The sequence below is a fragment of the sulfur-oxidizing endosymbiont of Gigantopelta aegis genome, from assembly GCF_016097415.1.
GTDB lineage: Bacteria > Pseudomonadota > Gammaproteobacteria > GRL18 > GRL18 > GRL18.
This window is the reverse complement of the sequence record NZ_JAEHGE010000001.1, coordinates 573,861-586,303: the sequence shown is the minus strand read 5'-3', so window position 1 is coordinate 586,303 and position 12,443 is coordinate 573,861. Positions and strand designations below refer to the sequence as shown.

Below are 12,443 nucleotides of genomic sequence, written 5' to 3'. Positions count from 1 at the left end.
TTATGTGTGTGGGAAAATTAGATAATGCTTAAATAAAAATAAGTCACTACAGACCTGTGTAAAATTTATTGTTTACGGGCTGAATAGTTACAAGATCGTTTACATTGCTAATTAAAGGAACATCACCCTAATGAAAAATAATTACAAAAAGAAGCTCTGTGCCTGCTTGGGCGCATTGATGCTTTCTTCTGTTGCTATAGCAGAAACTGACGAACTGGTTTTACTACCGGCTTTCCTTGATGACACTTGGGAAGCTAATGCTGCTTTCGCAGTCACTACGGGCTATATGGATATTTCCAGCAGTGTGGCTGGCGGTGGCGCAACCTATGGTTTTCAATTGGCCTTCAATTGCCCGGTGTTCACCATACCGGGTAAAAATGTCATTCTGCAACAAATTGATTTGAATTTTTATGACAATAATGGTCTGGAAATGACGACTTTGGAAATCAATCCGCATTATTTCTGGAGCCTTTCTGATGAAATGAGAGTGGGCATGGGACCAGGCTTGGGTTATATCTGGACCGATAAGAAAAATGGCAGAGATCCTAATTTATTGGCAGGACAGTTTGGTTTTGCCTTTGAATATAGAAAAGAAAAACTCTATGCTAGCTTCGGTTCACGCTACCAGTGGACAGAAAGTGAAAAGTTTTATAAGGGCAGTGATAAGAAAGAAGATTTAGATAACTTATTAACGACGTTTAAAGTCGGTTATAACTTCTAAGCTTGTATAGGGCCATGATGTTTCAAAGCATCATGGCTCTTGCTTAATATACTAACTTAGCCATCCAATAAAGTGCGTATTTTTTCCAACAATGCATCAGCACTATAAGGTTTCTGTAATAATTCCTGCGATAATTGCTTATTAAACTCTGAACTGTTTCCTTCCAGCGCATACTTGTCACTGGAGTAACCACTGACGAGTTGTATCTTTAAATCGGGATAATGCTCATGGGCGATATTGGCTAATTCATAGCCATCCACTTTAGGCATAACAACATCTGAAACCATCACAACGATTGCTTCAGTTTTAAGAATTTCAAGTGCCTGGCTGGCATTCTCCGCACTAAAAGGATGATAACCCTGTTTGCTTAAAATTTCACAATTCAAATCAAGTAAAGCGGGTTCATCATCAACGAGCAGAATGTTTTCATTGCCTGACCAATCAACTACTGGTGTGGTGATATCTTTATGTTGATTATCCTGGCCATGATGACGGGGGAAAAACAAACTGAATTGAGTCCCCTGATGGATTTGAGAGTTTACTTTAATGTCCCCACTACAGCGTTTCATAAATCCATAAACCTGGCTGAGGCCCAAGCCAGTGCCTTTATCGCCCTTAGTGGAATAAAAGGGATCAAAGATTTGTTCCATGCAATGCTTATCCATACCACAGCCGGTATCTTCAATATTGAGTTGCACATAATCTCCGACGGGCAAAGCAAATTCTATGGCATCCTGAGCGTTAAATTGTCGATTTTTTGTGCGAATGATCAGCTGACCATTTTTATTGATAGCATGCATGGCATTAATGCACATGTTTAAAATGGCATCTTCTAGCTCGCTGACATCTAAGTGTACTCCCCACAAATTTTCTTCAAGCTCAAAGTGTAATTGAATACGCGAGGTCAGGGTTTTTTCCAGCATATGCTTTTCTTCCTGAAGCAAGTCATTGATGTTAATGGTTTCAACATCGGCAGATTGTCTTCTGGAAAATAATAATAATTTTTTGGTGAGTTTAGCACCGCGCTGTCCGGCATGTTTAATTTTTTCAACATAATTTTGTAATCTGGGATGCTCTGATAATGAATCATAGAGTAGGTCGGTATAGCCTAAAACAACACCCAGCATATTATTGTAATCATGTGCAATACCACCCGTTAGTTTGCCTAAGGCATCCATTTTTTGGCTACGCCTCAGGCTTTCTTCCATAGTAACTTTTTCGGTGATGTCTGTAATCGTTCCGACATAACCCAAAATTTTTCCATCGTTTGATTTTTCTGCAGTGGCCTGACCTAAAACCCAGCGAACGCTATCTCCATGTTTGAATCGATATTCTAATTTAAAATTGGCATTATTTTTTGAAAACGCATCCCAACTGGAAAATATGCGTTGCTTATCATCCGGATGTAAGCCTTTGATCCAACCCTGGCCCTTGGCTTCTTTGGCTGACATACCTGATATTTCTGACCACTTTTTATTAACAAATAAACAATTGCCCTGAGTGTCAGTATAAAAAATCCCCACTGGAGCCACCGTGGTTAGGGTGCGATATTTCTTTTTGCTTTCAGTAAAAGCCTGCAAAGTGGTATTGAGTCTGGCTTGCATTTTATTGACTGAGTCAACGAGCAAATCAAGTTCGTCGGGGCTTTGAGGTGGCTTTCTATCCAGGGCGAGTAAGGAGTTTTGATTTAAGGCAAGTTGCTGAAAGTGTTGAGAAATACGGCTGATATGTCGGCTGATTAAATGATGAAAAATAAAATACACAAAGATAACTACCAATAAAGTACGCAGGGCATTACTGATGAAAATAGTAATGGCTTCTCGGATCAGTTCTGCATAGATATTGTCTAAGGTTGATACGATGGTTAAAGTGCCAATGTTATGCTGAACATCTAAAAATAGGTGTTTCATCGGGAATTGACGTTTGATAATATTTTCTGAATTAATATTGCCGGATTCAGCGATGACTTGTTCTTTGTTTTTTACCGAGGCATAAATCACGTTGGGGCGTTTGACTAGCCCTTCCATTTGAATGCGCAGTTCTTGTTCATTGGTTGCCCAGAGTGATTGGGTGATAGAACGCAGATGAACTTTTTCAACTTGTTCGAATTGCGCTTCAATACTGCTGATATCACGTTGATACTCATCATAAAGTTGCACCGCAGTGGTCAGTAAAGTAATGGATGCACTGAACAATATCATGTAAATAATGAGTCGCTTCGCCAGTGACGAACGCTTGGTGAGGGGGGCAGGAATAACTTTTTTCATTTAACTGGTGATGCTCATTTTATGGTTGTTGAATAATAGTCTCATTTATTCGTTAACATAATAGGGTCGTATTTTTTCTTGATAGAGCTGACCATAGCGACCATTTTTTTTTATAGCGTGCAATGCTTGGCTTAGTTTTGGCACTAAATCTACGTGGCGTTTATTAAGATAAATATACATCCCCACTTGTATAAAGGACGGCTTGAGTATTTTCAGCTGCTGGATATTAAGTTGTTTGGCTAAGGCAAGGCCTTCGACGCAGGTATATAAGGCCACATCAATGCGCTGTAACTTTAATAGTCTCAGTAGTTGTTGAGGGCTGCTGACAGTAATCACTTGTTTTGAATCACGCATCATTTTATCGTAAATTTTCCAGCCCTTAATGTGGCCAACGACTTTTTTGTTGAGTACTTCAGGGGTATTAATGATTGTTGGGTTGAGCGATAAGGCACAAAAATCAGAATCACGTATTTTTTCAGGGACACGTATTAGGTTAGGATAAGTGCTTTCCAGATTAATAATACGATTTACTTCACCGTCAACTATGCCGTCATTAGCACTAAGTAATCCACGTTCGGGGGGCAGATGCACGGTTTTGAGTTGATAGCCGACAGCCTGAAAAATTTCAGCTAAAATCAGGTCAAAAAAACCGTCCTTATTGTTGTTAGTAAAAGGTTCTTTATTGGTGTCATTCAGCATGATGGTAGGTGTTTGTGCGCCATTGTGTTCGCTTGCATACAAGGGTGCTAAGAAGGAAAAAATAGCACAAAAACCCGCTATGTAGAATGTTGTGCTTATTTTCATGTCGATACCTAATATTATTTATTTAATACTAGTCAGCAGATGTTAATTTAGCAAGTCCTGAATACGCTTAAGCAGTGTTTGTGCCGTATAAGGTTTTTGTAGCACCTGTTGAGAAAGTTGATTATCAACCTGTTCGGTATTTTTTTCACCAGAATAGCCACTAGAGAGTTGAATTTTTATATTAGGATAGCGTTTACTCACCTCGGCAGCTAATGTATAACCATCCATATCAGGCATAATGATATCGGAAAATAAAATGTCAATATGAGTGGTGGCCATGATGCTCAAAGCCTGTTTTGCATGCTCTGCCCGATAGATCTGATAGCCATGCTTAGAGAGAATTTCACAGGCCAAATTGAGTAAATCAGGCTCATCATCGACTACCAGAATAATGACCTCATTTTTAAGCCTTGTGATGGTGGATTTTTCTGCTGCATTACGCGCTGTGTCTTCACCGGTATAGCGGGGGAAATATAAATTAAATTGTGAGCCAAGTTCTAACTTTGAATGCACTTCAATGGTGCCACCACTGCGGCTGACAAAACCATAGACCTGGCTTAGACCCAGTCCCGTGCCTTGTTCACCCTTGGTGGAGTAGAAGGGGTCAAAAATTTGTTCTTTAACGCTCTCACTCATACCACAGCCACTGTCACTGATGCTAACTTGAACATAATCGCCAATCGCTAAGAGCAAACCTTGCTTTTCAATACTGCTGGCAGGTACATTGAGGGTTGTTATTTCAAGTTGGCCATTTTTATCAATGGCATGCATTGCATTGATGGCCATATTAAGAATAGCATCTTCTAATTCACTTTCATCCAGACAAACAGGCCACAAGTTTTGTTCGAGTATAAGGCTTAATTTGATACGTGCGGTCAGGGTTTTTTCCAGCATGTGCTGCTCATCTCTAAGGAGGGTATTGATATCCAGTTTTTTGATATCAGTGGACTTGCTTTTTGAGAACGAGAGGAGTTTTTTGGTTAGTTTCGCACCGCGTTGACCCGCATGGGTGATTTTACTGACATAAGCCTGCAATTTGGGCTGATCTTCGAGCATGTCGTTGAGTAAATCAGCATAGCCCAAGACCACGCCGAGCATATTATTATAGTCATGTGCGATACCACCAGTGAGTTTGCCCAAGGCATTCATTTTTTGCGTGCGGCGCAGCGTTTCGTCCGCTGCTTTTTTGGCGGTAATATCCTCGGCAATACCGGCAATACGAACCGCCTTGCCATCGCTGTCATAAACGGGATAGGCTCTTGCTTTAATCCATAAAATACTGTTATCGGGTTTGATAATACGATACTCACTAAACTCAATGCAAGCAGGAATATTGTCGGATTGTTGGGGGATTTCAGCTAATATCTGAGCCTGATCGTCAGGGTGGATTGACTCCAGCCAGACGCGTGGATTTTGATACAGTTTGTCGGCACTCATTCCCCAGAGTTTTTCATAGGCAGGGCTGATATAAATGATTTCATTCCAGTCGGGTGAGCCCAGCCAGAATACTTCATTGAGGTTTTCTGCTAATTGACGTAAACGCTGTTCACTCTCATGCAGCGCCTCACGCATTTTATATTCTTCAGTGACGTCGTTGAATACCAATACCATGCCTAAAATAGTATCACCATCACGGATGGGGGCGGCGGAATCGGCAATCTGATACTCCTGACCATTTTGAGCAATGAGGGTGGTATGGTTGCTTAAATAAACGGTTTCACCCCGATTTAATACGGTATCGACGGGATTAGGGATCGTTTCACGCGTGGTGGCATCAATAATGGGAAAAATGGCCTTTAAGGGCTTATTCAGGGCGTCTGTATTAGACCAGCCGGTCAGTTTCTCAGCTACCGGATTTAAACGTGTGACCAGGCCTTTATTGTCAGTAGTGATAACGGCATCACCAATACTATTCAAGGTGCGAGATAGGTATTGTTTTTGCCGATTTATTTCTGAAATTTTTTCGTGTAAGCGATAATGCATGTCGTTAATCGCTTCAACAACGGTGTCGAGCTCATCATGTTGGCTGGTATTTCTATCCAGTGTTAAGGTTTTTTGCTCAGACAGTGCATTGTGTTGCTCAGAGAAGCGGGAAATTTTGCCCAAGTGGCGGGTGACCAGATGGGAAAACAGATAAAAAATAAATACCGCCACTAAGGATGTTTTTAAAGCATTGGAAAATAAAATCACCCAGAGGCGATTGAGCAGACGATGATAAACATCATCAAGGGAAGCGATAACGGTAAAAGAGCCAATAGTAATGTTTTTATTATTATAAAAATAATTCAAATCCAGTTTGGACTTGATGATTTCTGAGGATGCATGGCGACTGCTAACGATCTCGGTGTCATCTCCGGTATTGACTTTGGCATAAATAATGTCAGGCAATTCAGTGATGCCATCCAAAATTACCTGCAATTGATCCTTGTCTAAATTCCACACAGAGCGGGTTATGCTTTCATCATAACTGCTTTCTATTTGCTGTAGTTTTTCATTGATGCTCATCACATCATATTGAAATTCAGTGTATAGCTGTACGGCTGTTATTATCAGCGTAATAGCAGAGCTAAATAAAATGGTATAAAGTATGAGTTTTTTTGCTATATTACTTTTCATTAAGGTAATGTGGTATTTATTTTCCAGAATTCAGGTCAACAGACTCATTAATAGGTGTCTTTAGGGTTTGTTCGTAAATCTTTTGATAGCTGCCATCGTTTTTCATTGCTTGCAGTGCTTTAGTCAGTTTAGGTACTAGAGCTTGATGTTTTTTGTTTAAATAAAAGTAGAGCTCAAAGCGGGCAAGTGGTGGTTTAACACTATAGATGTTTTTTGCTTTATTTTCAAACCACCAGGCATCATAGAGCGCGACATCAATACGGTTATTTTTCAGCAAGTTAAATAGTTGGGATGAGTCACTGGCACGGACTAATGATTTATAATCGATAGCATTTTTTTCAAATAGTTTCCAACCCCTAATAAAGGCAATATTGTAGGGCGCTAGGTCTTTCCATGTGCTGATCTTTATTTGCTGGTCTTTACTATAGGCAACAAAGTCAAAATTGATGACAGTTTCTGGCACCATGACTAAATTGGTATATTTTTTTTCAATACCCTTAATTCTTGCCATATTGCCATCATCAATGCCATTGTTGGCGTTGAGTAAGGAGCGCTGTGAAGGAAGTAGACTGACGCTGGCTTTGAGACCGATGCGTTGAAACATTTGTTGGGTAATGCGATCAAAAAAACCATCATGCTGATCAGTAACAAAGGGAGTACCACGACCAGAAGTGATAGAAAATACTTTTTCGCTATGATTCTCGGCATAAAGAGGAGAGAACAATAGTGAGCAAAGCAGTGCGCTAAGAAAGAGAGTGTAAAAAAAATGACGGTGTGACATAAACCACATAAACGAATTAACCTTCTGCTTAAAAACTAATATTGATAGCTTATTAACATTAAATGAGTGCAGATGTTTCCGTTCGTTCTTTGTTGTCGGTAGTCGTTGCCTAACAAATTCATACAATCTTTGCTATTTTGCATTTTATTTTTTATTTTTGCGATGTTATTTTTATGTAAACATTAAAAGTGAGAGCTATGCACGGATTATTTTACTTTGGTCGCAAGTAAATGTTAATAAATTAAGTCTAGCTTAATTTATGTTAACTGCAATTATAATTTGGTAATTATTCAAGCTGATAAGGGCAGGTGAACACTTAACTGAGCTTGCCTTGATAAATAGACTGAATTTTCAACTGATCTTCAATGGCTTGCGTGGGGCGCATTTTCTCTTTGGTCCATTGCGGGGCAATGAACTCATCCCAGCGACTGGCGACAGCTGCTAAGCGTTGCACGGCGATATCCGGTGATAGATGTTGTAAAAAAAGTGTCACCTTATTGATATATTCATCTAATTCTATGGGCTGAAACTCACCGCGCTCATATTGCTCCGCTAGAGGTGTTTTGCTCAATACGTGTAAATTGTGCAATTTGACATTAGAGATGGGCAAGTTATTGAGAATTTGTGCCGTTTGAATGATTTCCTCATCCGTTTCATCGGGTAGACCAAAAATCAGGTGAATGCCAATATCGACACCGGTATGCTCATGTAATTTAGCAATGGCATCATAGCCCCGCTGAACATCATGGCCACGTTGCAAAAAAGTGAGATGATGGTCAAAAAAGCTTTGCAGGCCTAGTTCCACCATGACGTAGTGACTTTCATGGGTTTTTTGTAATAGCGGTAATATACGGGCAGGCAGACAATCAGGACGAGTGCCTAGCACGATCCCCGCAATATTCTCTTCGCTTAGAGCAACTTCAAAGCGTTGCTCTAATTCAGAAACTCGATCAAACGTATTGGTATAGGACTGAAAATAGACCAAAAACTTTTTGGCTCGATAGCGTTTGGCAATTTTCTCGCGGTTAATAATAATTTGCTCTTGCAGAGGCTTGTCACGTTCCAGATGATAGGCTGCAGAACCCCATTCATCACAAAAAATACATAAGGGCATCCGAGTATTGGGCTGGCGATTCGGACAGGTTTCCGCAATGCTCACCGAGACCTTATACACTTTCTCTCCGAAGCGTTGTTTATAAAACTGGCTGATAGGGAAATAACGATGGCCACCCCAATGACTAAAGTCGAGTTCAGAACTGCCTTTGCCGTCATGCTTGTTAGTCAAATGATTCCCCAGACTGTATAAAATTCCAATTGAGCGGGGAATAATTACTTTATTCACCTTATTTGTCAATGAATAATCATTTGCACGGCTTGTTGAAAAGGCCAATCAATATCGGCTAAGCTAGTGAATAAATAATGTAACTATTCAGAGTGTTGAGCCTACCAATAGAGTATCCGGTTGAATAGCTTGTCTTTACAGGGTTTTGAAAACAGGCTGTTTTCATAAAGCGTCACAGGGATGTGCTAGAGCGTCCCTGAAAAGACAAGCTATTTAATCGGATACGGGAGTTACCCTGAACAGTTAAATGATAAAACTAATAGAGGACTGACCAATATGCGATTACTCCATACGATGATTCGAGTGGGCAATTTACAGCGTTCCATTGATTTTTATAGCAATATTTTAGGCATGACGCTTTTGCGCCAGAAAGAGTATCCCGAGGGACGCTTTTCCCTGGCATTTTTGGGTTATGGTGATGAAAAATCAAATACTGCCATTGAACTCACCCATAATTGGGATACTGAGTCCTACGATATGGGCAATGGCTTTGGTCATTTGGCCATTGAAGTCGATGATGTCTATAGGGCGACAGAAGAAATTCGAGCGCAGGGTGGGGAAATCATCCGTGATGCCGGGCCGATGAATGCAGGTACGACCATTATTGCCTTTGTGAAAGATCCAGATGGCTATGAAATTGAATTATTAGGGCCGAAAAAATAGCATTGTCTAACTCTAACATTGTCTAACATAGCTCTACATTGTCAACCTTTTTGTATAAAACGCTAAGTAGTGCAAATTTATTCTAAAAAATAGACCTATAATTGATATCTCAATTAATTACGTTAGCAAAAGTCATGACAACGGATAAGCTCAGCAAGAGAAAAAAACGATCTAGCGATCGTGGTGAATTTAAAGTGGTCTTTAAAGGCCACTTATTACCCGGTTTTGAGAAACAGCAGGTCATTGAAAATATTGTTCAATTGACTAAACTTGCGCCGGAAAAAATTGAAAAAAAATTCTTTTCTGGAAAAGTGGTGATTATTCGCCGAGCATATGATGAAAGTCATGCACAAAAACTACAGCACTTATTTTCTCAGGCAGGACTTGAAGTGATCATACTTAAAGATGTGACCAAAAAAATTACCCATCAGCACCGCAGTGCAAAAAAGCAGTTCAAGCCTAGAAAAATCATCAAAAAACTAAAACGAAGTAAGCGACTGCTCGTTGCTATACTGTTGTGGGGTATATTTCTGAGCCTGATGTGGAGCTTTTGGACGCAATACCATATTGAAGTGCCAGATGAAGTGCTGGCCATCGAAGAAGCATTGGCAGCAAAGCCACTGCTTTATTTAGCTCACATAAATGTTGAGCGGTCAGTGGCACGAAAAAATTTATTTCTAGCTGATAATAGCAGTCAGGCAATGAGCCAAAGCCACTGGTCACAACAAATCAAGCAAGCAGGCTTGAATGTTGAACAATCTGTTTCGCAGGTGGTGAGTGCAGGCTATATTGAGAAGGGTCAATGGGTTTCCCAGACGATCATTTTAGGCAATTTCTCAGTGGCAGAAACAACAAAGAGCTTGCAAGAAAATTATCAGGTGAAAGCCGTGCTAGATAAAAACGTACCGGACAAAGATTTCACTCATTTGAAAATCGCTACCTTCGATGCCCAATCATGTCAATCAGCTGCTTTTCTTGAATTATCCATCACCCCAGAGCGAATTTTAATTAGTTCAGCAGGGCATTTGGACGAGTTACAACAATTACTGGCTAAAACCAGTACTGCAAAAACGGTGCTTGATTTAAGCAGTTGGAAAACCTATCGACAAGATAAGTTGGTGAGTTTGGCTGTGTTTAAACCAGCGATTAATTTAGCCTCTATTCGTCATTCGACTATGTCAAAAGTAATGCCAAAAGCAATGCCAAAAGTAATGCAAACTGCTCTGCTAATGACGAAAGGGGCAAGCAAGAAAAACACAGAGGTAGAAAGTGTCTTTGCGGGACTTGCAATGCAATTGCTACCACCGGCGGGCTTGCTTGACGTGACCATACACTCAAAACAAGGGGATGAACTGAAAAAATTATCCCTGGCAATGGAAACTAAGCTAAATGAAATGCAGGCAATGAGTGCTGGATTAACGAATTTACAAAATTTATTAAACAAGATTCATCTGCAAAGCAGTTTGCCAGAAGATAAGCATGGCTGGGTATCAATGCAGCTCAAATTAGACAATGCTTTAAAAACCTCAATGCAGTTGAGCATGAATGAATTAGTTGCCAAATTTCTCAGCACGACCTTTGACCTGAATTCTAATGATTTAAGCAGCACCAATACGGCAAGCAAGAATAAAACAACCGAAGAAATTGAACTGACTCCAGTAAAATTTCAAGCAACTTATCAGGCCTCACAATTAAAAGCCTTTGATGATTCACTGGATATGTTTTTTACTCCAGCATGGATAGATGGGCCTTTTGCTATCGCGGTTGATGAATTATTGCTCGAGTCATCGGGTGATGCTGAGCAAATCATTTTTCATTTGCGTGGCAAAGCACAGAATATTGATAACTTGGGGCAGCAGCAGGCAAAAATAAAAATTTTGGCAGTAACTGATCAGCAGGGTAATAATGTTTTATTAAAAAATCATTGCAATGACAGCAATTCAAAAATTGCTGAAACAGATGCTAAAAACGAGACTTATTTTTCTCTCTTTGGGACAGCAAAAACAGCCTTTGTCGGCAATAAACAGGTACATTATAATGAGCTGGAAGTTAGACATAAGGTAAAACTTAAGCCGGATGTGTCATTTTCTCAAGTCAAATCCATTCGAGGTGAAATTGAACTCAATCTAGCCACTCAGACGCAGCGGATAGAATTTCAAAAAACGCGCCAAAATAAAAACGTAATGGTGCAAGATAGTCAGATTTTATTCAAGCCTTCGGCATCCGATACCCTGTCTTATACCGTGTTGGGCAATGAAAAACGAGTGCTCTCGGTACGTGCTTTAAATAAGAACAAGCAAGTATTGCATCGCATGAGTCGCTCATCGATGAGTAATTTATTGATGTCAGGCTATTCAGTCTCTCAAACATATCAAGGTGAAATTGCTTTCATTGAAGTAATTTATGCCACCGAATTCAGCCCGCTTAAATATCCATTTGAGATAAAAAAGTTTCCTCCGTATCCTTCTGACAATCAATGGCAATATGAGCAAGAAAGACCCACTCTGACGACCTTGAAGAGCTGGCAACAAAAAGTCAGTAAAGAAAAAGCATTAGCGATAGACGATAAACAAGCACAATGGCATGATGGCCCCTTTAATCTGGCGCTGCATAATGTCAAAACCAGTCAGCATTGGGGGACAACGGGAGTATTATTGATTAAAACCCCAATCATTGATGAGTTGCGGCATAATTTATCGGCCTTGGAAATAGTATTGCAAGCACCACAGAGCAAGCACTTTTATTTCTATCCCCTTAAAGCGAAAGGTTTCTACATGAATGGGCAGTTTATCGTGGATAAAGATAAGCCGTATATGGATGGTCAACTGGCCTTTAATCTTGATTATAAGAATGTAGAAGTGCCACTGAAAACTATCCGTGGTGAAGTGATTGTACACTTGCCCTTATCAATGCATAGTATCAGTTTTACCGATATGAATATTGGCGCACAATGGGAAGATGAAGGCGTACGTACCAAGATTGTTCGTATTTCTAATGCCATGATTGAATTTGAAGTCAGCTCTAATCAAGATCGTTTATTGCAAATTTATTTATTAGATGCCAATAATCAACGTATTTCAACGGCTGATATTTATCGAGGGCAAATGCAGATAAATGCTGGTCAACGCTATAAGAAAAGCGGTAATATTGTTGTCAGTTATCATGGCGTACCGGTGAAAGCTGTATTAGTTGTCTCAGAAGGGCAGCAAATACAGCGCTATCCTTTTGAGCTAAAATTAAACTAATACT

8 protein-coding genes are annotated in these 12,443 nt (G+C 40.0%); 3 read left to right on the top strand and 5 right to left on the bottom strand.

The genetic code is table 11. From position 1 onward, the window contains the following. Nucleotides 1-130: 130 nt before the first annotated feature. The gene (locus JEU79_RS02930) at nt 131-721 is read left to right on the top strand and encodes a hypothetical protein (RefSeq protein ID WP_198262889.1); all 591 of its coding nucleotides are present in this window, start codon (nt 131-133) and stop codon (nt 719-721) included. A gap of 56 nt (nt 722-777) precedes the next feature. Here the strand turns inward: JEU79_RS02930 and JEU79_RS02925 are convergent, their stop codons facing one another. The 5 genes from JEU79_RS02925 to mnmL form a co-directional block, all read right to left on the bottom strand. After that, on the bottom strand, nt 778-2,988 hold the full coding sequence (locus tag JEU79_RS02925) for a PAS domain S-box protein (protein WP_198262888.1): 2,211 nt from the start codon (nt 2,986-2,988) through the stop codon (nt 778-780). Nucleotides 2,989-3,033: 45 nt separating this feature from the next. Further along, nucleotides 3,034-3,792, bottom strand: a complete 759-nt coding sequence (locus JEU79_RS02920; RefSeq protein ID WP_198262887.1) for a substrate-binding periplasmic protein — start codon at nt 3,790-3,792, stop codon at nt 3,034-3,036. A gap of 42 nt (nt 3,793-3,834) precedes the next feature. Beyond that, nucleotides 3,835-6,408, bottom strand: a complete 2,574-nt coding sequence (locus JEU79_RS02915) for a PAS domain S-box protein (RefSeq protein WP_198262886.1) — start codon at nt 6,406-6,408, stop codon at nt 3,835-3,837. 16 nt (nt 6,409-6,424) lie between these two features. Further along, nucleotides 6,425-7,198 carry a substrate-binding periplasmic protein gene (locus tag JEU79_RS02910; protein WP_198262885.1) on the bottom strand — a complete coding sequence of 258 codons (774 nt, stop codon included), beginning with the start codon at nt 7,196-7,198 and terminating at the stop codon, nt 6,425-6,427. 307 nt (nt 7,199-7,505) lie between these two features. Next, the gene (gene mnmL, locus JEU79_RS02905; RefSeq protein ID WP_246539955.1) at nt 7,506-8,531 is read right to left on the bottom strand and encodes a tRNA modification radical SAM protein MnmL/YtqA; all 1,026 of its coding nucleotides are present in this window, start codon (nt 8,529-8,531) and stop codon (nt 7,506-7,508) included. Nucleotides 8,532-8,807: 276 nt separating this feature from the next. Here mnmL and gloA point away from each other — a divergent pair, with 276 nt between their 5' ends. Beyond that, on the top strand, nt 8,808-9,194 hold the full coding sequence (gene gloA, locus JEU79_RS02900; protein WP_198262884.1) for a lactoylglutathione lyase: 387 nt from the start codon (nt 8,808-8,810) through the stop codon (nt 9,192-9,194). Between the two features lie 134 nt (nt 9,195-9,328). Continuing rightward, the gene (locus JEU79_RS02895; protein WP_198262883.1) at nt 9,329-12,439 is read left to right on the top strand and encodes a hypothetical protein; all 3,111 of its coding nucleotides are present in this window, start codon (nt 9,329-9,331) and stop codon (nt 12,437-12,439) included. The last annotated feature ends 4 nt before the right edge of the window (nt 12,440-12,443 follow it).